Annotated in this window: 28 protein-coding genes; 2 read left to right on the top strand and 26 right to left on the bottom strand. The window is 41.8% G+C overall.

Going from position 1 to position 23,361, the window contains the following annotated elements:
• Nucleotides 1-30 precede the first annotated feature (30 nt).
• The 4 genes from gltX to fabV all read right to left on the bottom strand — a co-directional run bounded on the left by gltX (nt 31) and on the right by fabV (nt 4,234).
• Nucleotides 31-1,506, bottom strand: a complete 1,476-nt coding sequence (gltX, locus tag ACSAJE_RS10005; protein WP_118507360.1) for a glutamate--tRNA ligase — start codon at nt 1,504-1,506, stop codon at nt 31-33.
• Nucleotides 1,475-2,296: a Sir2 family NAD-dependent protein deacetylase gene (locus ACSAJE_RS10000; protein WP_118690294.1), complete on the bottom strand. Its 822-nt coding sequence runs from the start codon at nt 2,294-2,296 to the stop codon at nt 1,475-1,477. Before ACSAJE_RS10000 ends, gltX begins: the two co-directional genes overlap by 32 nt.
• A gap of 78 nt (nt 2,297-2,374) precedes the next feature.
• Nucleotides 2,375-2,986, bottom strand: a complete 612-nt coding sequence (locus tag ACSAJE_RS09995; protein ID WP_118507362.1) for a cytidylate kinase-like family protein — start codon at nt 2,984-2,986, stop codon at nt 2,375-2,377.
• A gap of 57 nt (nt 2,987-3,043) precedes the next feature.
• Nucleotides 3,044-4,234, bottom strand: coding sequence for an enoyl-ACP reductase FabV (fabV, locus tag ACSAJE_RS09990; RefSeq protein WP_118690295.1), 1,191 nt, complete (start codon nt 4,232-4,234; stop codon nt 3,044-3,046).
• A 363-nt stretch (nt 4,235-4,597) separates the two neighbouring features.
• Between fabV and ACSAJE_RS09985 the strand changes: the two genes are divergently transcribed.
• Together ACSAJE_RS09985 and ACSAJE_RS09980 are read left to right on the top strand one after the other, a co-directional pair.
• Entirely contained in the window at nt 4,598-5,086 is a 489-nt protein-coding gene (locus ACSAJE_RS09985; protein ID WP_182434194.1) for a restriction endonuclease, read from the top strand.
• Between the two features lie 18 nt (nt 5,087-5,104).
• The gene (locus tag ACSAJE_RS09980) at nt 5,105-7,669 is read left to right on the top strand and encodes an ATP-dependent DNA helicase (protein WP_458008961.1); all 2,565 of its coding nucleotides are present in this window, start codon (nt 5,105-5,107) and stop codon (nt 7,667-7,669) included.
• A gap of 61 nt (nt 7,670-7,730) precedes the next feature.
• Here the strand turns inward: ACSAJE_RS09980 and argJ are convergent, their stop codons facing one another.
• From argJ to rplX, 22 genes are all read right to left on the bottom strand, one after another.
• Nucleotides 7,731-8,975: a bifunctional glutamate N-acetyltransferase/amino-acid acetyltransferase ArgJ gene (gene argJ, locus ACSAJE_RS09975; protein ID WP_458008960.1), complete on the bottom strand. Its 1,245-nt coding sequence runs from the start codon at nt 8,973-8,975 to the stop codon at nt 7,731-7,733.
• Between the two features lie 320 nt (nt 8,976-9,295).
• The gene (locus ACSAJE_RS09970; protein ID WP_458008959.1) at nt 9,296-10,918 is read right to left on the bottom strand and encodes a hypothetical protein; all 1,623 of its coding nucleotides are present in this window, start codon (nt 10,916-10,918) and stop codon (nt 9,296-9,298) included.
• Nucleotides 10,919-11,263: 345 nt separating this feature from the next.
• Nucleotides 11,264-11,806 carry a bL17 family ribosomal protein gene (locus ACSAJE_RS09965; RefSeq protein WP_022025509.1) on the bottom strand — a complete coding sequence of 181 codons (543 nt, stop codon included), beginning with the start codon at nt 11,804-11,806 and terminating at the stop codon, nt 11,264-11,266.
• A 16-nt stretch (nt 11,807-11,822) separates the two neighbouring features.
• Nucleotides 11,823-12,782, bottom strand: coding sequence for a DNA-directed RNA polymerase subunit alpha (locus ACSAJE_RS09960; protein WP_022025510.1), 960 nt, complete (start codon nt 12,780-12,782; stop codon nt 11,823-11,825).
• 48 nt (nt 12,783-12,830) lie between these two features.
• The gene (gene rpsD, locus ACSAJE_RS09955) at nt 12,831-13,424 is read right to left on the bottom strand and encodes a 30S ribosomal protein S4 (protein WP_022025511.1); all 594 of its coding nucleotides are present in this window, start codon (nt 13,422-13,424) and stop codon (nt 12,831-12,833) included.
• 56 nt (nt 13,425-13,480) lie between these two features.
• The gene (gene rpsK, locus ACSAJE_RS09950) at nt 13,481-13,879 is read right to left on the bottom strand and encodes a 30S ribosomal protein S11 (RefSeq protein ID WP_022025512.1); all 399 of its coding nucleotides are present in this window, start codon (nt 13,877-13,879) and stop codon (nt 13,481-13,483) included.
• Between the two features lie 42 nt (nt 13,880-13,921).
• The gene (gene rpsM / locus ACSAJE_RS09945; RefSeq protein WP_022025513.1) at nt 13,922-14,290 is read right to left on the bottom strand and encodes a 30S ribosomal protein S13; all 369 of its coding nucleotides are present in this window, start codon (nt 14,288-14,290) and stop codon (nt 13,922-13,924) included.
• Nucleotides 14,291-14,680: 390 nt separating this feature from the next.
• Nucleotides 14,681-14,794, bottom strand: a complete 114-nt coding sequence (gene rpmJ, locus ACSAJE_RS09940) for a 50S ribosomal protein L36 (protein WP_118507368.1) — start codon at nt 14,792-14,794, stop codon at nt 14,681-14,683.
• Between the two features lie 162 nt (nt 14,795-14,956).
• Nucleotides 14,957-15,175, bottom strand: coding sequence for a translation initiation factor IF-1 (gene infA / locus ACSAJE_RS09935; protein ID WP_022013568.1), 219 nt, complete (start codon nt 15,173-15,175; stop codon nt 14,957-14,959).
• Between the two features lie 118 nt (nt 15,176-15,293).
• On the bottom strand, nt 15,294-16,058 hold the full coding sequence (gene map, locus ACSAJE_RS09930; protein WP_022025514.1) for a type I methionyl aminopeptidase: 765 nt from the start codon (nt 16,056-16,058) through the stop codon (nt 15,294-15,296).
• A gap of 31 nt (nt 16,059-16,089) precedes the next feature.
• Complete coding sequence (locus ACSAJE_RS09925; protein WP_022025515.1) at nt 16,090-16,731, bottom strand: adenylate kinase; 642 nt, start codon at nt 16,729-16,731, stop codon at nt 16,090-16,092.
• A gap of 217 nt (nt 16,732-16,948) precedes the next feature.
• Nucleotides 16,949-18,286, bottom strand: coding sequence for a preprotein translocase subunit SecY (gene secY / locus ACSAJE_RS09920; RefSeq protein WP_022025516.1), 1,338 nt, complete (start codon nt 18,284-18,286; stop codon nt 16,949-16,951).
• A gap of 2 nt (nt 18,287-18,288) precedes the next feature.
• Complete coding sequence (rplO, locus tag ACSAJE_RS09915; protein WP_022025517.1) at nt 18,289-18,729, bottom strand: 50S ribosomal protein L15; 441 nt, start codon at nt 18,727-18,729, stop codon at nt 18,289-18,291.
• Between the two features lie 474 nt (nt 18,730-19,203).
• Nucleotides 19,204-19,719, bottom strand: coding sequence for a hypothetical protein (locus ACSAJE_RS09910; RefSeq protein ID WP_458008958.1), 516 nt, complete (start codon nt 19,717-19,719; stop codon nt 19,204-19,206).
• 459 nt (nt 19,720-20,178) lie between these two features.
• Entirely contained in the window at nt 20,179-20,361 is a 183-nt protein-coding gene (rpmD, locus tag ACSAJE_RS09905; RefSeq protein WP_022025528.1) for a 50S ribosomal protein L30, read from the bottom strand.
• An 11-nt stretch (nt 20,362-20,372) separates the two neighbouring features.
• Nucleotides 20,373-20,882 carry a 30S ribosomal protein S5 gene (gene rpsE, locus ACSAJE_RS09900; protein ID WP_022025529.1) on the bottom strand — a complete coding sequence of 170 codons (510 nt, stop codon included), beginning with the start codon at nt 20,880-20,882 and terminating at the stop codon, nt 20,373-20,375.
• A gap of 14 nt (nt 20,883-20,896) precedes the next feature.
• Nucleotides 20,897-21,265, bottom strand: coding sequence for a 50S ribosomal protein L18 (gene rplR / locus ACSAJE_RS09895; protein WP_022025530.1), 369 nt, complete (start codon nt 21,263-21,265; stop codon nt 20,897-20,899).
• A gap of 19 nt (nt 21,266-21,284) precedes the next feature.
• Nucleotides 21,285-21,827, bottom strand: a complete 543-nt coding sequence (rplF, locus tag ACSAJE_RS09890; RefSeq protein ID WP_022025531.1) for a 50S ribosomal protein L6 — start codon at nt 21,825-21,827, stop codon at nt 21,285-21,287.
• Nucleotides 21,828-21,874: 47 nt separating this feature from the next.
• Nucleotides 21,875-22,276: a 30S ribosomal protein S8 gene (gene rpsH, locus ACSAJE_RS09885; RefSeq protein ID WP_022025532.1), complete on the bottom strand. Its 402-nt coding sequence runs from the start codon at nt 22,274-22,276 to the stop codon at nt 21,875-21,877.
• 14 nt (nt 22,277-22,290) lie between these two features.
• A complete protein-coding gene (locus tag ACSAJE_RS09880; protein ID WP_022014871.1) occupies nt 22,291-22,476 on the bottom strand; it encodes a type Z 30S ribosomal protein S14 in 186 nt (61 codons plus the stop codon).
• Between the two features lie 12 nt (nt 22,477-22,488).
• Nucleotides 22,489-23,028 (bottom strand): 50S ribosomal protein L5, encoded by a 540-nt coding sequence (rplE, locus tag ACSAJE_RS09875; RefSeq protein ID WP_022025533.1) that lies wholly within the window; start codon nt 23,026-23,028, stop codon nt 22,489-22,491.
• Between the two features lie 22 nt (nt 23,029-23,050).
• Complete coding sequence (rplX, locus tag ACSAJE_RS09870; RefSeq protein WP_022025534.1) at nt 23,051-23,356, bottom strand: 50S ribosomal protein L24; 306 nt, start codon at nt 23,354-23,356, stop codon at nt 23,051-23,053.
• Between the last annotated feature and the right edge of the window lie 5 nt (nt 23,357-23,361).

Here is a 23,361-nt window from a genome sequence, read left to right as displayed (position 1 = left end):
GTTGCCCCTGTATGAATTACTTTTGATCTTCTATTCTTCATCTGCTGCCTCGCTCAGCATTTCAATTCCTTTACGGATACGTGCAAGCGACTCCTCTTTTCCAAGGATTTCCATAATCTCATATGCACCGCCCGGTGTCATCTGTTTGCCGGAAACTGCAGTTCGAAGCGGCCACAGTACACGACCGTTTTTCAACTCTTTTTCTGCGATATAGGCTTTGCATACTTCCTCAATCTCATCAATTGAGAAATCTGTCATTGCCTCCAGTCGTGGTAACATATCTTGCAACACTTCCAATGAATTCTCTGTGTTGGTCTTCATCTTCTTGTGTGTATACATCGCTACATCATACTCTGGTAATTCCTCAAAGAAATCAATCTTCTCTTTGATATCCGGAAATACTTCAATACGCGTCTTCAGCAATTCAGCGATCTTCTTAAGATCGTAATCTTTCGTCACCACTTCTTTAACAACCGGAAGAGCATGCTCCATATATGCATCCATATCCATTGCCTTGATATATTCACCGTTCATCCAACGCAGTTTTACAATATCAAAAACAGCCGGAGATTTACTAATATGATGGTAATCAAACACTTCCTCTAGCTCTTTCAGTGAGAAAATCTCTCTGTCTTCTGTCGGACTCCAGCCCAGTAACGCAACAAAGTTAATGATTGCCTCTGGCAAAAATCCCTGATCCAACAAATCTTCTACAGATGAATGTCCACAGCGTTTTGAAAGCTTTTTATGATTCTCATCTGTAATGGTTGGACAATGTACATACTCCGGCACTTCCCAGCCAAACGCCTCATACAGACGATTATATTTTGGAGCAGATGAAAGATACTCATTGCCTCGCACTACATGAGTGATCTCCTGCAAATGATCGTCTACAACATTCGCAAAATTATATGTTGGATAACCATCTGTCTTGATCAAGATCATATCATCAAGTTCTGCATTATCTACCTCAATATCGCCGTAAATGGCATCATGAAAGGTCGTTGTTCCCTCTGTCGGATTGTTCTGACGAATAACGTAAGGAATCCCTGCGTCAAGCTTTGCCTGAACTTCTTCTTTGGAAAGATGCAGACAATGCTTATCATATTTTGCAATTTCCTTGCCATCTTCTGTTTTACTGGATGCTCTCAGCTCTTCCAAACGCTCTTTCGTACAAAAGCAGTAATAAGCCTCTCCTTTTTCCACTAATTGTTTAGCATAGTCCAAGTACACACCTGTCTTCATACGTTCACTCTGCACATATGGACCATAACCACCATCTTTGTCTGGTCCTTCATCGTGCTGCAATCCGGTAAGTTTCATTGTATTATAAATGATATCCAACGCTTCCGGCACAAAACGCTCCTGATCGGTATCTTCAATACGAAGTACAAACGTTCCATGTTCATGACGTGCGATCAGATACTCATACAATGCGGTTCTCAAATTACCTACATGCATGCGTCCTGTTGGACTAGGTGCAAATCTTGTTCTTATCTTGCTCATTCTTTTCTGCCTCCTGAATTTTGTCTTTCTGCTTCTTTTTCTTATTCTGCGGAAGAGGAATGTCTGCCACATACTTAAACAATTCGCATAAATCCCCATAAGCACGATAGTTGGCGCGATCATCACCTACCTTCTCGTGGGTATTTAACAGAAGCATTTTATCGCCTTTATAGTATTTCGTCAAATTTAAACACAACGGAGATCTTATTGATGTTCCAACGATCAGTAAAAGATCAGCGTTTTCTACAGCATTTGCTGCAGCCGATATTTTGCCATTGTCTACCATTTCACCCAGCAAAGTAAATCCGGGCCGCAATGGCACACCACACTTCGTACATGACGGTATTCCTACCGCATGTCGTATAAAGTCTGATCCGTATACCTTACCACAGTTTGGACAATAGTTCTTCTCCACAGAACCATGAAGCTCTATCACGTCATCGCAACCAGCCATCTCATATAATGGATATACCGTTCGCTTCACGATCGCATCAAGCTTTCCTGCCTGCTGAAGACGCAAAGCACCTTCGTGTATCGAAGTCGGTTGCAATGCGCAATTTAGTATGATCTCCTTATAATATTGGTAAAATATCTCTACCCTTTTTGACAAAAACATGGATGAAATAATTTCATCATTCGAGTATCCATATTTTTGCTCAATATCATATGCAATATGTTCTGCGCGAACGCCATTTAATCCCGCTGCGCGTGCCACGCCAAGTCCACTGATCAACACAATATGGTCACTCTCTCTAGTCAATTTTCTCATTGCCTTTAATGAAGTTTCCATAATAATCCTCCCTTCTCCCACAGCCCTGCAAATTATGGGGCCGTCAGACACCAATTTGCAATTTTTGATCCGTCTGGATCATTTTTCCCCTAAATACTTACAAATGCACTCCACTGTTTGGTCGATGCCAACAAAATCACTACGTATAACCATATCATAGTTATTAAGATTGGTCCATTTCTCACCTACATGGTAATTGTAATAATTCGCTCGTCTTTTGTCATTTTTCAATATGATATCTGCTGCCTTATCCGGTGCTTCTCCATATTCTGATATCACTCGATCAATTCGAAACTTCATGGATGCTTTCACAAACAGATTGACAATATTGTCCCGCTCTTTGAGAACATAGTCGGCACATCTGCCAACAATAACACACGGTCCCTCATCTGCCACTTTACGAATGACATCCGATTGTGCCAAAAAAATTCTATCATCCAACGATAATCCATTGAATCCAAAATCCTGATTGCCATACACATTGATCCCCATTGCAAGAGAATATAACAGACTGTTTGTCGCTCGATCCTCTGCTTTTGCAAAATTTTCCTCTGCAAAACCACTCTCTTTCGCGGCTCTGGTGATCAATTCATTGTCATAAAATGGAATTCCATAATATTCTGCTACTTTCTGTCCAATCTCTCTACCACCACTGCCATACTGTCTGCCAATTGTGATTACCTTGTTCATACTAGCACCTCCAATCTCACTGTCTACACCTTCCGCTTCAACCAGAGTATTTCAAGATCATTCTGCAGAAATTATGCTCGGAATTGATGTCTGAATATTAACATCCGCATCATAATCCACGCCTTCTATACGAAATCCAAATATTTCGTAAAACTCCTGCCAATACCCATCAATATCCGTTAGTTCTGATAGGTTTTCCGGAGAAATTTTCTCCCAGATCTTTTTAACCTCCTCTTGAACCTCCGGTTTCATTTCATAATCATCCATACGAATCAAATGATTCTCATCCGTAGGCACTCCCCCCTCCACGCAAAGTCTGTCATGAACAAGTCGATACATTTGCTCAATACAGCCTTCGTGTAAATTCAATTCCTTCATCACCTTGAATAGAATTGATATATACAACGGAACGATCGGAATTGCGCTGCTTGACTGTGTTACCACCGCCTTATTAACTGCAACATATGCCTCTGTTCCCTGTATGTGTTCATTGATTTTATCTGCTGTGCGATACAGATCCTGCTTTGCCTGACCAATACTTCCATCATAATAGATCGGATACGTAAGCTCCGGTCCAATGTAGGAATATGCAACTGTCTTCGCACCATCCGCCAACACATCTGCTTCCTGCAATGCTTCCATCCAAAGCATCCAGTCCTCGCCACCCATAACCTTGATCGTATCATTGATCTCCTCCTCAGTCGCAGGCGGAATCGTTACTGTGGTGAGTTCATTTGTCAACAAATCAATACTTTGATTCGTAAATTCTTTATCTACTGTTTTCAAAACAGAACGATATGTCACCCCATCCGGAGCCTTACGACGCGGTGCTGCAAGACTGTAGATCACCATATCCACCTGACCAAAGTCTTTCTTGATCAATGCGATCGTCTCCTCTTTAATCTCCTGAGAATACGCATCTCCATTAATTGACTTCGCATAATGACCATCATTCTGTGCAAACTGCTCAAACGCCGCTGTGTTGTACCAGCCTGCGCTGGCTGTTCTCTTCTCCTTACCGGGCTTGTCAAAAATAACACCGATAGAATCTGCGCCACAAGCATATGTAAGTGCAATTCGGCTTGCGAGCCCATAACCCATAGACGCCCCCAACACAAGTACTTTCTTAGGGCCTTCTGCTTTCGGCTGAGACTTAACATATTCAATCTGTCTTCTCACTGATTCTTTACATCCCTCCGGATGCGCCGTCGTGCACATAAATCCTTTAACTTTTGGCTGAACTACCATTTTTATCCTCCATTTTCTTATCTGTAATGAATCGATCAACATCTACATATGTTGAATTATCCTCTCATATATACTTCCCGGTACTACAATAATAGCCTTGCTGTTTCTCCATTCAAATTACGATGTTTTAGGATTATTATAGCACAAAAAAGATAGTAATTCAATCGTACACGCACTTGCAACATATGTCAAGTAATAATTTTTTTAATTTTTTTTACAACATTTCTCTTTACAAGGAACATTTGTTCTGCTATACTACTAATACCCCAAAAGAAAGGAATTGTTTGTATGAGACCTCGTTACATTACTATCCGCTTGGCAATCTCCACATGTTTGTGCATGATAGCTGTCCTAGGTTGTCTTTTGTCTTTATTTTACAAGGGAACACCTACTGCTTTACGAACTCCCGGAGCAGCTTTTTGTGGACTGAGCAGCTTATTCATTATATATAGGATCATATGCCTGTCACATAAAAGATCCATCTTCCGCAAAGGTGTTTATCACTCCCGCGACCTTGACCAGATATCCGGTGCTGATTTCGAGGCACTATCTTGTGATATACTGGTAGCAAACGGTTTCGAATTTGCAGAGAATACACAGGCAAGTGTTGATTTTGGTGTAGATGTTTTGGCAAGACGCGAGGGTATAACTTACGCGATCCAGTGCAAACGTTATGACTCCCCGGTTGGTATTGATGCTGTACAACAGGTCTATGCCGGGCGTGCATATTACGAATGCCATGTCGCAATGGTACTTACCAACCAATATTTTACCGGAAGCGCACGCAAGCTGGCAGATAAAATAGGTGTTGTTCTGTGGGATCGAGATATGTTGGAAGAACTATTACAGTAGTCCAGGAAGGAGGCTCTTATGCACACATGTAAAGTATCTGTCCGTGACTTGGTGGAATTTATATTACGCTCCGGTGATATTGTATCTTCTTCTACCGGCATCCGAGATACTGATGCTATGCAGGAGGGCACTCGCATTCACAAAAAGCTGCAAAAGCAGATGGGATCACAATACCATGCTGAAGTCCCATTAAAATACACATCCTCTGTGTGCTATGATAACCTTTCGTTTGCAATATCCGTGGAAGGACGCGCTGACGGCATATTCCCGAAATCTCTCCTTCCAAGGCTGTACGATTTTGCTGACTTTTCAAGCGAGATCCCCCTAGGAACCGAGGCCGAGCATACCCATCCGATAATCCCATGCCGCACTATAATTCATGATGATTCCGAGGCACCTACTGACTTTATTGATGAGATCAAAGGCATATATCGTAATGTACACACAATGTACGAGCCCATTGCCGTTCACCGTGCTCAGGCGCTATGTTATGCATATATTTATGCCTCACAGGAACACCTTTCATCCATTGGTATCCGCATCACTTATTGTCATATTCCCACGGAAGATATCCGCTATTTTTATGAAGTGATCACCTATGAGGACCTTCACCGATTTTATGAAACACTATTAACGGAATACGCAAAGTGGCTTGCTTGGCAGATACACTGGCAAGAAGAACGCGATGCCTCTATACGCCCGTTGGAATTTCCGTTTGTATATCGTAACGGACAGGCCGATCTTGTGAAAGGTGTCTACCAATCTATCCTACGACAAAAACGGCTCTATATCGAAGCCCCTACCGGCGTAGGCAAAACAATTGCAACAATATTTCCCGCCGTTAAAGCAATGGGGGAACATTTGACAGGGAAAATCTTTTACCTGACCGCAAAAACGATTACTCGTACGGTTGCTGAAAACACCTTTGCACTTCTGGCCAACCACCAGGCAGCCCTCAAAAGTATCACCTTAACTGCCAAAGATAAAATCTGCATTCTAGAGAAAGCAAACTGTCATCCGGCAAATTGCGAACGTGCCAAAGGTCATTTTGACCGTATTAACGATGCCGTATATGATCTTATCACTCACGAATCACAGATCACTCGTGATATCATAACGCAATACGCCTTAAAACATGAAGTATGTCCTTTCGAGCTCAGTCTGGATGCTTCTCTTTGGTGCGATGCTGTGATCGGCGACTATAATTATGCCTTTGACCCGGATAGCCACCTCAAACGCTTTTTTTCAGATGGCGCTGCCGGAAGTACAGCGAATCTTTTTTTAGTAGATGAAGCACACAATTTGGTTGACCGTGCCCGCGATATGTACTCTGCAGTTTTGATCAAAGAAGACGTGTTAGAGACCAAACGTCTCCTTAAAACCAAAAGCAAAAAGATCACAGCTTCTTTAGAAAGTGTAAATCGTGCACTTTTAGATCTGAAAAGACAATGTGACGAACTTCTCATCTGCACACTGTCTATGACAGATGCTTTGTTAGGACGCTTACTTCGACTTCAAAGTGTAATGGATGAGTTTTTACAAGATCCCTCTTTCAGTGAGAAAAAATTATCGGAGGAACAATTTAGCCAATTACTGGATTTTTACTTTAACATCCGTTCCTTTGTAAATGTATATGAGTTGGTTGATGAACACTATCTGATTTATTGCGACTATAATGATAACAGCAATTTCTGTGTTCATTTACAATGTATGAATCCATCTGCCAACCTGGAACAGTACCTTGCCATGGGACGCTCCGCTATTTTTTTCTCTGCAACACTGCTTCCTATTCAATACTATAGAGAGCAACTGGCAAGCCGCCCTGAAGATTACGCTATCTATGCCCCATCACCGTTCCCTAGTCACAACCGACTATTACTGGTCGGTCGAGATGTCAGCACTAAATACAGTCGACGCGGAGCTGCAATGTATGCCCGAATTGTAGACTATATATTACGATTTGTGCATGCCAGATCGGGCAACTATATGGTCTTTGTTCCATCCTATAAGATGCTGCAGGATATCTATGATATGATCGCCTCCTCTGATGCCAGTCAAGATCTGACTCTGCTTACACAAAATGCCACAATGGATGAGCAAGAACGAGAAGAGTTTCTGGCGCATTTTTCAGAATCTCCCACCACAACGACTGTAGGATTATGCGTCTTGGGCGGAATATTTAGCGAAGGAATAGATTTGAAGGCAGAACGCCTGATAGGTGCTGTGATTGTGGGAACAGGTCTACCAATGGTTTGCAATGAAAATGAACTCTATCGACAATTTTTTGACGGGGAAATTTCATCATTTTCAACAGGTTCTGAAAACGACGAAGCAACAATAAGAAACACCAGACATGGTTTTTCTTATGCATACCAATATCCGGGCATGAATAAAGTCCTGCAAGCAGCCGGACGTGTCATCCGTACCGAGCAGGACTATGGTTGTATCCTTTTATTAGACGATCGTTTTTTGCAGGGCAGTTATCAATCCCTCTTCCCACGTGAGTGGTTTCCGCATTATACAGTCACCCCTGAGACTATGACTGAACACTTGCTCAAGTTTTGGGAGGCACACAGCACTTAACTTTCCGTCCGTCTGCCAGGAATAATAAACTCCCGTTATCACAAACGGCTGTCCCTGTTTATCAAGAGCGGTAATCTCCGTTTATTTTCACATAATCGTATGTAAGATCACAGCCCCATGCCTTAGCAGATGCTTCACCCTGATTCAAATGAACATGAATATAAATTTCATCTTTGTTCAATATTTTGGCCGCTTCTTCCTCGGAAAAAGCAACCCCTGCACCATTTTTACATACTGCTACTGTTCCGACTTCTGACTCCAACTCTACTGCCACTTTGTCAATATCGAACTCCGCTTCCGCATAACCAATTGCGCAAAGGATTCTTCCCCAGTTAGCATCTTCTCCGAACATAGCACATTTAAACAATGGGGATCGGATTACACTCTTCGCCACAACAATTGCTGTTTCCTGATCCGGTGCGCCATCACAAGAGCATTCTAAAAATTTAGAAGCACCCTCTCCATCTGCTGCCAACATTTTGGTCATATTCTCCATAACAACGTACAATGCTTTTTTAAACAGATCGAAATCTGCATTTTTCTCGGTAATCTCTGCATTTCCAGCTAAACCATTTGCCATAACACTAACCATGTCATTTGTGGAAGTATCACCATCTATACTCAAACAGTTGTATGTAACTTTAACAATTTCTGATAATGCCGCCTGTATCATTTCTCCGGAAATTGCCACATCCGTCGTGATAAAGTTAAGAGTGGTAGCCATATTAGGATGGATCATGCCGCTGCCTTTTGCCATGCCACCTAGTCTACATTTCTTACCATCCAAAAGAAATTCTACTGCCACCTCTTTCTGGACGGTATCTGTTGTCATAATTGCTTTTGCCGCAGCATCATGTCCATCGATGCTTAATCCCTCTGCGAGTTCATGCATAGCATTTGCAAACGGCTCTACAGACATTGGTGCTCCGATGACACCGGTTGAAGCAACAATAACACGATCTGCTGTAATCCCTAATTCGTCAGCTGTTAACTTACAAACGGCATTTGCCACTTCTACGCCATTGGCATTACAGGTATTCGCATTCTTCGAATTCACGATTACTGCCTGTGCTTTGCCACCACTTTGCGCAAGATTTGCTTTCGTCACCAAAATAGGTGCACCCTTCACTTTATTTTGAGTATATACTGCTGCTGCTGTACATTCCTTCTCACTAAATATCATTCCAAGATCATTTTTTGTTTTTATCGGATTAATACCGCAATTCAATCCATTAGCCGTAAATCCCTGTGCAGCACACACACCATTTTCCACATACTCATACCCAGCATACTCTTTCTTTGTCATTTTGTCCTCATTTCCGCACACATGCTATTCTGACAAATTTATACCACGTGTGCAAATATATAAATCTGCCGACTCAGATAGATGCTGTAATTCAAAGTCGAGTTTAACCACTACTGCACCTACCCGCCATTGTAAAAAGCCATCCCTATAGTAACAGATTCCGCAAAAAAATACCATCCTTTTCCCATTGCAGAAAGGATGGTATTTATAATCTTCCTATAGCGATAAAGATATAATCTAAGGACATGTACTTACCGCAACTAGTCAACTTAATCACAGTTTACTCTTAAAACATACATCGTCATAGGCAACGCATGTACCTACCGCATCCTTGTCAACTTGATCGCAATTACCCGATCGACCTTATAAGTGCATTTCGAATATTTACAACCGGAAAATACTGTATATAAATATTGTCCATATACCATACTTCCACAGGCTCTTGGTGGAATTGTAGTCTTCTTCGTATACACTTTTTTTGCCACACCGCCTGACGCTGCCGGCGTCGAAAATGCAGGCTTATAGGTGCGAATCTGGGACAAATAGCCGGACTGTTTGTTGTTTGACTGAGAACTTCTCACCACATACATATAACCATCCGCGTCAAAGGATACGGCTCTCGTTCGATTTGGCATTGCCATATAATATTTACGTGTCAGCGATACTGCACCTGTTGTATTGGTTTGCACTACATAGCCATACATTCTCGTTGCAAGCTTCGAATTATAAGCTCCAATCCACAATACATGATCTCTGTATGCCATATAAGAACCTTTTGTTGCTATGGAATAAGTTTCATCAAACGCAGCTAATTCCGTGTATGCGCTCCCTGACGCTACCGCTTTAGAGATCATCTCATATGAAAAACGAACAACTTTTTTCCCTTGTGTCAGCCACACATTCTTGCCATCATACGCCATTGCGTCAATTTTTGTCTTATTTGGCATAACCAACGTCGTAATATATGATTTTGAAGACCGGCTTAATACGTAGATGACAGATTCATCCTCTCCATTATATGCGTATGCTGATACAAGCATATAGGCTCCTGCAGCACAGCCTCCTTGTGGGAACATGCGATTATTGGCGAAACCTGCTACGTTGGTTGTTTTCATCCCCGGTATAGCAAAGCTTTTCGTATAGTTTGCTTTACGCAAAAATGCATATTTCTTATATGCCGGAGACTTCTTAAACTTTGCCGTGCTGGAATACTTTCTTGCACCTTTCGATGTCGCACTTACCGTTATAGTCTTAGCAGCGTAGGCTTGCGAAAGCTCTCCTTCTACCGGCAGTCCATTGGCGTTCATAGTATAGGCAGATATTTTAAAGTAATAAGTTTTATTTTGCTCTAAAGATTTTTTGACATATTTGCAAGTACCGGGATTGGTAATTGTTTTTGTTCTTATATATGTCCCTGCCTTACTCGTCGAATAGTAAATATAATATCCGCTCGCATCTTTTTGTTCTGTCCAATATAACTTGACGCGCTTAGAACCACCTTTGATCTGTATTACCTGTGGCGCTATCGGCGCGGTTACTTCTGTAACCTGTGGTGTTGCACTAGGTTCTACTGTAGCCTGCGGTGTGTTGCCCGGCACTGTCGTTGGCTGCTCACTAACCTGTGGTGCATCACCTGGTTTTGCGGTTGGCTGCCCACTAACCTGTGGTACATCATCTGGTTTTACAGTTGGCTGCCCACTAACCTGTGGTGCATCATCCGGTTTTACAGTCGGCTGTCCACTAACTTGTGGTGTGTCATCCGGAACTGCACCCGGCTTTTCCGTAATCTGGGGGCTGGCTGCCGGATCTAATTCTGTCTGTGACGTAGCACTTGACCCTACTACTGAAGATGCTTCATCTGCAGAAATATGCATGCTATTTGCTGCATACGTCCCGCTCACTATTAATGCTGCTGATAATACAAATGATAGTAATCTTTTCATAAATTCTATATTCCTCTTTTCTTTTTGGATGAGAATGTTGAAGACTCAGTAACACTTTCATCTGTTTTTGTAAATATTTCTTCGCCGTCTTTCAACCGCTCCTGCCATATTTTCTCTTATATTAACGTTGTTATTTGTCATTTATATGTTAGCTTTTTCACAGAAAAATGACAATTTCGCCAAATCACCTATACCAAAAAAGCAAAGCCAGCGCTTTGCTTTACAAGAATTGCTAAAGCAATTCTTGGTGGCTTCCCTCTACGTTACGAGCAATTTCCTATATCAAAAAAGAGGTACCACAGAAAATTTCTGCAATACCTCTTTCTATTAAGAGCAATATTAAAATTATACTAACTCAATGAGTACCTGCATAGCAGCATCACCCTTACGCTGACCAATCTTCACGATACGGGTATAACCACCATTACCATTGCGCTCAGCATACTTTGGTGCAAGATCATCCAAAACAAATGCTGCAACATCAACAGTCTTAGTACCACTCTTGCGTCCCTGCATCTCTGCCGGAACCTCAGTGATGTTGTAAAGAACCTTCTGCATCTTTCTACGAGCATGCAGTCTGGATGGCTGATCCTTTCTGATCTCCTTCTCTACTTCATCAAACTGTGTTACCTTCTTACCATCAACGACTTCTTTCACACGCTTACCATCTTTGTCCTTGCGGGCAACCTTAGCAGTAACGGTTACAGTGTCGTAATTATTGCATTCCTTAACACCCAGAGCAATGATTCCCTCTGCGATTTTACGAATCTCTTTCGCTTTTGCCTCAGTAGTAACAATGCTGCCATGATACAACAAATTTGTCACCTGATTGCGAAGCAAAGCTTTTCTCTGGCTGGAAGTTCTTCCAAGTTTTCTATAGCCTGCCATTGTGCTTACCTCCTAATTATTCATCTCCCAAGTTCAAGGAAAGACCTAACTCCTTAAGCTTAGACAATACTTCTTCCAAAGATTTACGTCCAAGGTTTCTAACTTTCATCATGTCTTCCGATGTACGGTTGCAAAGTTCCTCAACAGTGTTGATTCCTGCTCTCTTCAAGCAGTTGTATGAACGAACGGAAAGCTCTAATTCATCAATATTCATTTCCAACACTTTGTCTTTGCTATTCTCTTCTTCAGCCGCAATAACCTGAATACGAGAACTCTTATCAGATAGATCAATAAATGATCTCAAGTGATCGGATAACACCTTTGCAGCAAGACTTACTGCATCACTTGGCTCAATTGTACCATCTGTAAATACATCTAATGTCAGCTTATCATAATCTGTAATCTGACCAACACGAGTATTCTCAACCTTGATATTAACTCTCTCTACCGGAGTAAAGATAGAATCGATTGCGATAACATTGATCGGTAAATCTTCACGTTTGTTCTTATCAGAACTTACGTATCCACGACCATTTACAATTGTCATCTCAATGTAAAGTTTGCAGTCAGGACCACCACTCAATGTAGCAATCACCTGATCCGGATTCATGATCTCGATATCAGAATCCACCTGAATATCAGACGCTCTGACCACACCCTCGCCGGAGGCCTCGATATAAGCAGTCTTGACCTCATCGGTCTCACTGTTATTCTTGATTGCCAGACTCTTGATGTTCATAATAATCTCAGTAACGTCTTCCTTCACACCAGGAATTGCTGAAAACTCATGACCAACTCCGTCAATACGAATATGACTAACTGCTGTACCCGGCAATGATGAAAGCATGATTCTTCTCAGAGAATTTCCAAGAGTTGTACCATAACCACGCTCCAATGGTTCTACTACAAAACGTCCATATTTCTTATCTTCTGAAATATCTGCAATCTTAATATTTGGTTCTTTAAAATCAAGCACTCCCAGTACCTCCTTTTGGGGTTCAATGCTTACCTGATCTGCGAGTTATTATTTAGAATACAACTCGACGATAAGCACTTCATTTACAGGAACATCAATCTGCTCTCTTGTTGGGATTTCCTTAACGACACCAGAAAGCTTCTCATGATCTGCCTCAAGCCAATCAGGAACAAGACGGCCATCTGTTACTTCAAGGATATCCTTATATCTCTGAGCTCCTTTGTGCTTCTCTTTGATTTCGATCACATCACCCGGCTTAACTTCATATGATGGGATGTTTACACATTTACCATTTACTAATACGTGCTTATGACCTACGATCTGACGAGCTTCTTTTCTTGTACGACCATATCCCATACGGAACAATACGTTGTCCAAACGAAGCTCTAAAAGAATAAGAAGGTTCTCACCTGTTGTACCATATTTTAATTTCTGTGCCTTTGCAAAATCATTTCTAAATGGTTTCTCTAATACACCATAAATAAATTTTGCTTTCTGCTTCTCTTTTAACTGAAGTCCATACTCGCTAGGCTTTCTTCCCTGTCTAACATTTCTGTTGGACTTTTTGTCAATTCCTAAGAACTGTGGATCCAAGCCAAGAGTTCTACATCTCTTCAATACTGGCGTCATATCTCTTGCCATGTCATTTTCCTCCTATAATAATTAATCATCAATTCATTGTCATATAAAAATGCAAATTATACACGACGACGCTTTGGCGGTCTACATCCATTGTGTGGAACCGGTGTCACGTCTCTGATGCTTGTTACGTCAATACCACATGCAGACAACGCACGGATTGCTGCCTCACGACCTGAACCAGGTCCTTTTACCATAACATCTACAGATGTTAAGCCGTGTGGGATTGCTGCCTTAGCTGCAGTCTCTGCTGCCATCTGTGCTGCATAAGGAGTGGACTTCTTGGATCCTCTGAATCCTAATCCACCTGCGCTTGCCCAAGAGATTGCATTTCCTTCTGCATCTGTGAGCGTAACGATCGTATTATTAAAGGAAGACTGAATATGTGCCTGTCCATGTCCGACATTTTTCTTGACACGCTTCTTGCCTGTCTTCTTTACAACTTGCTGTTTAGCCATTGTCAAACCCTCCTGTTAGAATTTGTACATACTTACTTATTATTATTTCTTCTTATTTGCGACAGTACGCTTTGGACCCTTGCGAGTTCTAGCATTTGTCTTTGTCTTCTGTCCACGAACAGGAAGACCTTTTCTATGACGGATTCCTCTGTAGCATCCGATTTCCTGCAGTCTCTTGATGTTCATCGCGATTTCTCTACGAAGATCACCTTCCACTGTCTGTGTCTCATCGATCACACTGCTAATACGCTTTACTTCATCATCAGTAAGATCCTTAACACGAGTGTCAGGGCTTACATTAGCCTCTGCTAAAATACGGTTGGAACTAACTCTACCAATACCATAAATATAGGTAAGTCCGATCTCAACACGCTTGTCTCTTGGTAAGTCTACACCACTAATACGTGCCATGTGTACTTTACACCTCCGTTATTTTTTGTTTTGAAAAATAGATACATGATTTTGCAGTAAAATTACTGCACAGCCGCTTTAAACTGTAATCCTATTGCATAGACGTCCTCCAAAATCTCTGCCACAATGAATCCGCATACGCGAACCGCAGTGTATTCTTACGCTGCACAGAAATCATCGGGTTGCCTGCGAAATGGCAACCGGTACTACGCCGCAGTCATCAATCTGCCATGATAGGACCGACATGGATGAAATGACGCATCCTTGCTTTGTTTCCAAAGCTTGCCGAAGTGGTTAATCACTCCACCTACAATGTCATCGCATCCGTAAATGCGATAATGAACAGAAAGCAAGTCTATCTCGTGAGCAGGTCTATCGCCTGCCTCCTAATTAGCCCTGTCTCTGCTTATGACGTGGGTTCTCACAGATAACTCTGATACGACCCTTTCTCTTGATGACCTTACATTTTTCGCAAATCGGTTTTACTGAAGATCTAACTTTCACAGCAATAACCTCCTTTCAATAAAGTCCATTGTCTACTATATCATATACATTTCTTGGTTGCAAGTGGTTTTTTCGGGAATTTCTAATTTTTTTCAATGTAAAAAAAAGACCACATGCGCATTGCTTGACACATATAGTCTTATTTTTCCAAAAGATCGCTGATTATTTATCACGCCATGTAATACGGCCCTTTGTCAGATCATACGGAGACATCTCCATCGTAACTTTGTCACCCGGCAAAATGCGGATGAAGTTTTTGCGAAGTTTGCCGCTAATATGCGCTAATACCTGATGTCCATTCTCTAATTCTACTTTGAACATAGCATTTGGCAGCTTCTCGACAACGATTCCTTCAATTTCAATTACATCTTCTTTCGACATTTCAAACTCCATTTCCTCGCACATTATGCGATTTTTATATTATGATGTTGGGGACGAAAAAGGGGTTTGTCCCCAACTGATGACACATATTGCAATATAATATTCACACGCTATCGGATTATGCAAGACCTTCTTTCCATGAAAAGATCTCCGGCTCTCCTTCAGTGATCAGGATCGTATTTTCGTAGTGTGCTGACTTCATACTGTCAGTAGTAACTACTGTCCAGTCATCTTCAAGCACCCACACATCATAGTCACCTGCATTTACCATCGGTTCTATTGCAAGCGTCATGCCGGGACGCAGCTTTATACCTCGTCCAATCGGCTTAAAGTTTGGCACCTGTGGTTCCTCGTGAAGATTTCTTCCAATTCCATGACCAACCAGATCGCGCACAATAGAAAATCCGTTTGCTTCTGCATAGTTCTGGATAGCTTTGGAAATATCGTACAAATGATTGCCCGCTTTAGCGTATTTGATTCCTTCAAAAAAACTCTGCTTTGTCACATCGATCAAAAACTGATCTTCTTCTGAGATCTGACCAACAGCATGCGTTCTCGCTGCATCAGAATGATATCCTTCATAGATTACGCCGGCATCCAGGCTGACAATATCTCCCTCCTGCAAAATTCTCTTTTTGCTGGGAATACCATGGACGACCTCATCATTCACAGATACGCAAATACTCGCCGGATATCCGTTGTAGTTCAAAAAGGATGGGATGCATCCAAAACTACGGATCACTTCTTCTCCTTTACGATTGATATCCATTGTGCTAATGCCCGGACGAATAATCTTTGCCATTTCATCATGAACAATTCCCAAAATACGTCCAGCTTCTCTCATTTTTTCCAATTCATGCTCTGATTTAATTGTGACCGACATAATGTGCCTTCTTTCTAAATATTAATTTGAATTAACCAATAACTGCAGCAATTGCCTTTGCAACACCCTCGATACCAAGTGTTCCGTCAATCTCGTGAAGGATTCCCTGCTCTTTATAATATGCGATAAGAGGTGCTGTCTGATCGTGATATACTTTCAATCTCTTCTTTACCGTCTCCGGCTTATCATCGTCACGCAGCTGAAGCTCACCACCACATGCATCGCATTCGCCCTCTTTCTTAGGCGGGATGTTTACTGTATGGAAAGTAGCTCCACATTTTGCGCATACACGGCGTCCTGCCATACGATCAACAATTGCCTGATCTTCCATTTCAATATCGATCGCATAATCCAACGCTGTTCCCTGCTCTTTTAATGCTGCTGTGAGCGCCTCTGCCTGAGGAATGGTTCTTGGGAAACCATCTAAAATATATCCGTCTTTGCAATCTTCTTTGCTCAAACGATCTACAACAAGATCACATACAAGCTCGTCCGGAACCAGCTCTCCGGCATCCATATACCCTTTTGCTTTTTTACCAAGCTCTGTTCCTTCTTTAATGTTCTGACGGAAAATATCGCCTGTAGAAATTGTAGGGATATGGTATTTCTCTACGATTCCCTTTGCGTGTGTTCCTTTTCCTGCACCAGGTGCTCCCAACATAACAATCTTCATATATACTCTCCATTTCTGCGTGCGTCCCTGATTCTTTCGTTCTATTCTGTCATCCCTGCGTCACGCACGCTGACGCAGATGTGCTTTTATACGTATGCACGATTAAACCTATAATAACGCAAAAGCAGCGCAGTTTCAACACCCTTTTTACATTATTAAACATATACAAAAGCGCCACCCGGTTTTGGGTGACGCCTCAATTTTACAGATATTCTTCTTACTCGCTGATGAATCCCTTGTAATGACGAACTAACATCTGAGATTCAATCTGCTTTAATGTCTCAAGTACTACACCTACGATAATGATGAGGGATGTTCCACCAAAGGAAACGTCTGCACCAAACGCACCGGATACGAAGATCGGAACGAATGCTACAAAAGATAATCCCACTGCACCGATAAGGATGATATTATTGAGAACTTTTGTTAAATAATCCACCGTTGGCTTACCAGGACGAATACCCGGAATAAATCCACCCTGTTTCTTCATATTAATAGAAATCTCCTGTGGATTAAATGTGATGGATGTATAGAAGTATGCAAAGAAGATAAGTAATAAGATGTAAATTACCAATCCCAATGTATACTTAAACTCTCCAAAACTGGAAAGGTTACACCATGAGTTCTGGTTTAACACTTTAAGGAACTTCTGCGCTAAAGTTGCTCCAGCACCGGACTGTGGCTTGATTCCTGCGAATCCAGCGATAACGATCGGCATGGAGAACAGAGATCCGGCAAAGATTACCGGGATAACGCCTGCAGTGTTTACCTTAAGCGGGATGTGCGATGACTGTCCACCAACCATCTTTCTTCCCTGTGTTTTCTTAGAATACTGAACACTGATTCTTCTCTCACCATCGGAAAGAACAACGATGAAGATTACCATTCCAATAATTACCGCAAGAATGACAACTGCTGCGATCGTACCATTGGTAACATTGGAAGCACCTTTAACGAACTTCTCGAAAAGGTTCATCATATCCTCTGGCATACGAGATACAATGTTATAAAGGAGGATGATGGAAATACCATTTCCAACTCCCTTTTCAGTGATCTGCTCACCTAACCACATAAGGAATGCAGAACCGGCAGTCAAGGATACAACGAATACTGCTACAGAAGTAAATGTAACACCATCTGTCAAATATCCCTGCTGACCAAAGCCAATTGCCATAGCGGCACTCTCAATTACAGAAAGTGCAATCGTTAAATAACGAGTGTACTCTGCTAATTTCTTACGTCCTTCCTCACCATCTTTGTGAAGCTCTTCCAACTTAGGAATTGCAATGGTGAGCAACTGAATAATAATGGATGCCGTGATGTACGGTGTGATATTCAGTGCGAAGATCGACATTGTGGAGAATGAACCACCCGTCAACTGGTTAAAGAAGTCCAAAGACTTCTGTGAATCAAAGAAATCTGTAATTACGGATGCATCAACGCCCGGTACAGGCAACTGACATCCGATACGAACAACGATCAATGCGAAGAAAGTGTAAAGGATTTTCTTGCGCAGATCTTTGATCTTAAAAGCATTGCGGACTGTTTCGAACATCCTTAGATCACCTCAGCTTTTCCACCAAGAGCCTCAATCTTCTCAGCAGCACTCTTGCTGAATGCGTTTACCTGAACGGTGAGTTTCTTAGTTAATTCTCCATTTCCAAGTATCTTAACTCCGTCTTTCGAATTGTTGATGATACCTTTTTCCTTCAATGCTGTTACTGTAACAACATCACCATCATTGAATTTCTCTAACTTATCCAAGTTGATTGCAACGATTTCCTTAGAATTGATGTTTGTGAAACCTCTCTTAGGAATACGTCTGTAAAGTGGCATCTGGCCACCTTCGAAACCTGGACGTGGAGCACCTGAACGAGCCTTCTGACCCTTGTGTCCCTTACCTGCTGTCTTTCCGTTTCCTGATCCATGTCCACGACCTCTTCTGAAGTTGTCGCTCTGCTTAGAACCTTTTGCCGGACTTAATGTTGATAAATTCATAGTTACCTCCTAAATACTGGTGATCCCTTTCCTTGGTGCCTTTCTTTCCTCTTATGGCACGGGATCATAATCACTAACGGGCGAATCCTTGCAGAAACTCAGTCAAAATGTTCACTTGCGGTCTATCTTCATCATAAACTGCGAAACATCAAGCTGAAAAAGTGTCTCTTGCCCTTTGCTTTTCTGCAAAAAGGGTGCACTTCTACCCTCGCTACAAATCAATATATTACCACAAAAGTGACAGGCTTGTCTACTGCTTTTTGCGTCTTTCTACGCCGGAAGCGTTATCCAAACTGCTTCCGAAACTCCTCTGCCGCTCCGTTGTATACAGTCATGTCAATAAATCGCTCATCCCCCTTGTATCCCGACAACACATGGCGATTGGAAAACTGCCAAAACTATCAGCAGTAACAGACATCTGACGAATATCTTTCCCGTTTTCTTCATGATTGCCATATTACCCTCGTGCCCTTCTTACTTTTTATCAAAATATAATTGTTCCCGCAATTCGGTCATCTGCTCTTGCAGCTTACGCATGCTTTCGTGATCCTCTCGTTGAAGCTCGCCCAAATATACCTGCTTTTTCTTTTTGTGCTGTCCGGTAAATATCATAAGACCGATGGCAGATAAACAAACAGCTCCTGCCATGCCGCCACCTATCGTGCCCTCCGGATAATTTCTCCAATAACTAATAAAACTAAACACACCAAAAAGAACGATGCATATCTGATATCTATGTATTTTTGTCACCATTTCTGTCTCTAATTGCGCCATCTCACTAGAGCGTTTCTTACAAGCACTGTCTAAAATGTCATAAGATTTCTCTAATTCCCATAAAGTATTTTGTATCTTTTGATCTGCTTGTGATACTGTTTTTTCTTCCTCATAGCGCATCTCAACACTATCCTGCTGATCGCCGCCAGAGGCGACATAGGTCAAATATTCCGCTGCACTGGAACGGATGGTTATTTCATCTTTTTTCTTTCTCAAATAAAGTATCTCCTTCTGGTTATTTTTTCTAAAACATTAAAAGGGTTAGTTCTTCACCGATAAAATACCTCATTTCCTCCTAAGATTATATCTTATTAGGTCGGTGTGTTACAACTATAGTTTAGCACCTCACTCTGCCCTTAGCAGGGATATATTTACTCATGATGTCTCCTTCCGCTGCTGACAGGGACAGGGACATCATAATATATATGCAGAATTAAATTCAACCTGTTCCGTCACACAAGCTCCTATTTCACTCGCGTTCCACAAACATAAATTTTTCTTTCAAACGATTCTCAGCACCTCGATAAGCAACTTTTGACTTCTTAATAAACGATTTTCATCACCATGATAATCGATTTGACACTTTAATTTTAAAACAAAAAATAAGACTGCCTATCATTATATGATAAACAGTCTTATTTTTATTTTCGTTCAGAATTTCTGATTCTTCGTCGATTAAGCTTCCTCAACCTTTACAAGATGTCTTACATGCCAAATCATGCCCTTTGTAGCGTCATTGTTTGGCAATTCAACGGTCTTACCAATCTTCTTCAAGCCCAATGCTTCAACTGTAGCACGCTGCTTAGGAATGGCACCGATTGTAGACTTTACTAATGTAACTTTCACCTTATCTGCCATGGTTTACCTCCTTAACCTAAGATCTCTTCAACGGAGAGACCACGTGCTTTAGCAACTTCCTCAGGAGTCTTCAAGTTCTTAAGACCCTCGATTGCTGCCAATACAACATTTTTCTTGTTATTGGAACCAAGAGACTTTGTACGGATATTCTTATATCCAGCAAGCTCAAGTACGGAACGTGCAGGACCACCTGCGATGATACCAGTACCTTCTGGTGCTCTCTTGATCAATACGGAAGCGCTACCGAATTTACCTGTCAGGTCATGTGGTACGCTACCATTCTCGTCGATAGGAACTTCAACAAGCTTCTTGGTTGCTTCTTCTTTACCCTTGCGGATTGCTTCAGGGATTTCAGTAGCCTTACCAAGACCAACACCTACATGTCCGTTCTTATCGCCAACTACTACTAATGCAGTAAATCTCATGTTACGTCCACCTTTAACTACCTTGGTTACACGCTTGATCGTTACTACATTATCTTCCAGCTCTAAGTTGCTGGTGTCAATAATTGTACGTTTCATGTGTCTTCCTCCTATTAAAAATCCAAACCTGCTTCTCTAGCTGCCTCGGCTAATGCTTTCACCTTACCCTGATAAACAAAGCCGCCACGGTCAAATACAACACTCTTGATGCCCTTATCCAAAGCTTTCTTTGCGATTACTTCGCCAAGCTTTGCTGCTGCATCAACGTTGTTGGTCTTCTCTAATCCCTCAGCTACGTCTTTCTGAAGAGTAGATGCGGATACTAAAGTGTTACCAACTGTGTCGTCAATAACCTGAGCGTACATATGATTATTACTTCTAAATACAGCTAAACGAGGTCTCTCGGCTGTGCCAGAAAGACGATTACGAACCTTCATGTGCTTCTTCACACGAACTTCACTTCTTGACTGCTTCTTAATCATCGTAAATTCACTCCTTTAATTATTTTTTACCTGTCTTACCAACTTTACGTCTAATAACTTCATCAGCGTATTTGATACCCTTGCCCTTATATGGCTCTGGAGCTCTCTTTTCTCTGATTTCAGCAGCGTACTGGCCGACTTTTTCTTTATCGATACCCTTAACAATGATCTTGTTCTGGCCGTCAACAACAACCTCAAGACCTTCTGGATCTTCCATCTCTACCGGATGAGAATATCCAAGAGAAAGAATTAACTTCTTGCCCTGTTTCTGAGCTCTGTAACCTACACCGTTTACTTCAAGCTCTTTCTGATAACCCTCAGTTACACCAATCACCATGTTGTAAATGAGCGTTCTTGTAAGACCATGTAAAGATTTCATCTTCTTTAAGTCATTAGGACGAGTTACTACTACTTCCTCGCCTTCTTTCTTAATTGTCATCTCTGCAGGAAGAACTCTCTCGAGTGTTCCCTTAGGTCCCTTTACAGTCACTTTATTATTTTCTGCAATATCAACTGTTACTCCAGCTGGTATAGCGATAGGCATTTTTCCGATACGTGACATGCCGTCTACCTCCATATATTCTTAGTGTAGTGAGTGCATCGTTTGGACTACCAAACGAATGCAAGTACCTCACCGCCAACGTTTGCTTTTCTTGCTTCTTTATCTGTCATCACGCCTTTGTTTGTAGACACGATTGCGATACCAAGACCGCCCAGAACCTTTGGAAGCTCATCTTTACCAGCGTAAACACGAAGACCCGGCTTAGAAATTCTCTTCAAACCTGTGATAATCTTCTCATTTTTGTCTGCGCCGTACTTTAACGTGATGTGAATCATCTGAATACCATCAACGTCAATCATATCATATTTCTTAATGTAACCTTCCTTCACAAGGATTTCTGCGATAGAAATCTTCATCTTGGAAGCAGGAACATCTACTGTATCATGCTTTGCAGTATTCGCATTACGAATTCTTGTAAGCATATCTGCAATAGGATCGCTCGTCATCATCTTGTTTTACCTCCTTACCAGCTTGCTTTCTTCACGCCTGGAATCTGTCCCTTATATGCTAACTCACGGAAGCAGATTCTGCAAATTCCGTATTTTCTCAAATAAGCATGTGGACGACCACAAATTCTGCAACGACTATACTCTCTTGTAGAGAATTTTGCTTTGCGCTGCTGCTTTACTTTCATAGAAGTCTTAGCCATGAAATTCCCTCCTTATTTCTTGAACGGCATACCGAACTGTGTTAATAATTCACGAGCTTCTTCATCGGTCTCAGCAGTTGTAACAACGATTACATCCATACCTCTAACCTTGTCTACCTTATCGTACTCGATTTCAGGGAAGATTAACTGCTCCTTGATTCCAAGTGCATAGTTACCTCTACCATCAAATGCATTCGGGTTTACACCGCGGAAGTCGCGCACACGAGGTAATGCTAAGTTTACAAGACGATCTAAGAATTCGTACATCTTGTCGCCTCTTAAGGTTACCTTACATCCGATCGCCATTCCCTCTCTTAATTTGAAGTTAGCGATGGAGTTCTTTGCTCTTGTAATAACAGGCTTCTGTCCGGAGATGATCTCCAGCTCAGCCATAGCGGCATCGAGAACTTTAGAATTCTCTTTCGCCTCACCGATACCCATGTTGATAACGATTTTATCTAACTTTGGTACCTGCATAACGTTTTTATAACCAAATTTCTTGGTCATTGCATCAACGATTTCGTTAAGATAAGTCTCTTTTAAGCGAGTCACCGTCTCTGCCTCCTTTCTGATATTAGTCAATCACTTCTCCGGTTGCTTTTGCATAACGAACCTTTTTACCATCTTCAATCTTGAAGCCAACGCGGGAAGCTTTTCCTTTGCTCACGTACATTACGTTAGACACATCGATTGGAGCAGCCTGCTGTACAATACCACCCTGTGGGTTTGCCTGACTTGGCTTTGTATGCTTTGTAACCTGATTGATTCCGTCGATAACAACCTTGCCATCTTTAACCGCTGTTACCTTGCCTTCTCTGCCTTTATCCTTACCAGTGATAACGCGAACGGTATCACCCTTCTTAATCTTGCTTGTTGCCACTCTTG

Source organism: Jutongia sp. SJQ-6 (assembly GCF_054161275.1).
Note: the sequence above shows the minus strand (reverse complement) of the source record. Positions and strands in the feature narration are given on the sequence as shown.

Excerpts from the sequence above, each read along its gene's own strand:
- gltX (WP_118507360.1), bottom strand. The coding sequence starts at position 1,506 with ATGAGCAAGATAAGAACAAGATTTGCACCTAGTCCAACAGGACGCATG.
- ACSAJE_RS10000 (WP_118690294.1), bottom strand. The coding sequence starts at position 2,296 with ATGGAAACTTCATTAAAGGCAATGAGAAAATTGACTAGAGAGAGTGAC.
- ACSAJE_RS09995 (WP_118507362.1), bottom strand. The coding sequence starts at position 2,986 with ATGAACAAGGTAATCACAATTGGCAGACAGTATGGCAGTGGTGGTAGA.
- fabV (WP_118690295.1), bottom strand. The coding sequence starts at position 4,234 with ATGGTAGTTCAGCCAAAAGTTAAAGGATTTATGTGCACGACGGCGCAT.
- ACSAJE_RS09980 (WP_458008961.1), top strand. The coding sequence starts at position 5,105 with ATGCACACATGTAAAGTATCTGTCCGTGACTTGGTGGAATTTATATTA.
- argJ (WP_458008960.1), bottom strand. The coding sequence starts at position 8,975 with ATGACAAAGAAAGAGTATGCTGGGTATGAGTATGTGGAAAATGGTGTG.
- ACSAJE_RS09970 (WP_458008959.1), bottom strand. The coding sequence starts at position 10,918 with ATGAAAAGATTACTATCATTTGTATTATCAGCAGCATTAATAGTGAGC.
- ACSAJE_RS09965 (WP_022025509.1), bottom strand. The coding sequence starts at position 11,806 with ATGGCAGGCTATAGAAAACTTGGAAGAACTTCCAGCCAGAGAAAAGCT.
- rpsD (WP_022025511.1), bottom strand. The coding sequence starts at position 13,424 with ATGGCAAGAGATATGACGCCAGTATTGAAGAGATGTAGAACTCTTGGC.
- rpsK (WP_022025512.1), bottom strand. The coding sequence starts at position 13,879 with ATGGCTAAACAGCAAGTTGTAAAGAAGACAGGCAAGAAGCGTGTCAAG.
- rpsM (WP_022025513.1), bottom strand. The coding sequence starts at position 14,290 with ATGGCACGTATTAGTGGTGTAGACTTACCAAGAGACAAGCGTGTTGAG.
- infA (WP_022013568.1), bottom strand. The coding sequence starts at position 15,175 with ATGTCGAAAGAAGATGTAATTGAAATTGAAGGAATCGTTGTCGAGAAG.
- map (WP_022025514.1), bottom strand. The coding sequence starts at position 16,058 with ATGTCGGTCACAATTAAATCAGAGCATGAATTGGAAAAAATGAGAGAA.
- ACSAJE_RS09925 (WP_022025515.1), bottom strand. The coding sequence starts at position 16,731 with ATGAAGATTGTTATGTTGGGAGCACCTGGTGCAGGAAAAGGAACACAC.
- secY (WP_022025516.1), bottom strand. The coding sequence starts at position 18,286 with ATGTTCGAAACAGTCCGCAATGCTTTTAAGATCAAAGATCTGCGCAAG.
- rplO (WP_022025517.1), bottom strand. The coding sequence starts at position 18,729 with ATGAATTTATCAACATTAAGTCCGGCAAAAGGTTCTAAGCAGAGCGAC.
- rpmD (WP_022025528.1), bottom strand. The coding sequence starts at position 20,361 with ATGGCAGATAAGGTGAAAGTTACATTAGTAAAGTCTACAATCGGTGCC.
- rpsE (WP_022025529.1), bottom strand. The coding sequence starts at position 20,882 with ATGAAACGTACAATTATTGACACCAGCAACTTAGAGCTGGAAGATAAT.
- rplR (WP_022025530.1), bottom strand. The coding sequence starts at position 21,265 with ATGATTAAGAAGCAGTCAAGAAGTGAAGTTCGTGTGAAGAAGCACATG.
- rplF (WP_022025531.1), bottom strand. The coding sequence starts at position 21,827 with ATGTCACGTATCGGAAAAATGCCTATCGCTATACCAGCTGGAGTAACA.
- rpsH (WP_022025532.1), bottom strand. The coding sequence starts at position 22,276 with ATGATGACGAGCGATCCTATTGCAGATATGCTTACAAGAATTCGTAAT.
- ACSAJE_RS09880 (WP_022014871.1), bottom strand. The coding sequence starts at position 22,476 with ATGGCTAAGACTTCTATGAAAGTAAAGCAGCAGCGCAAAGCAAAATTC.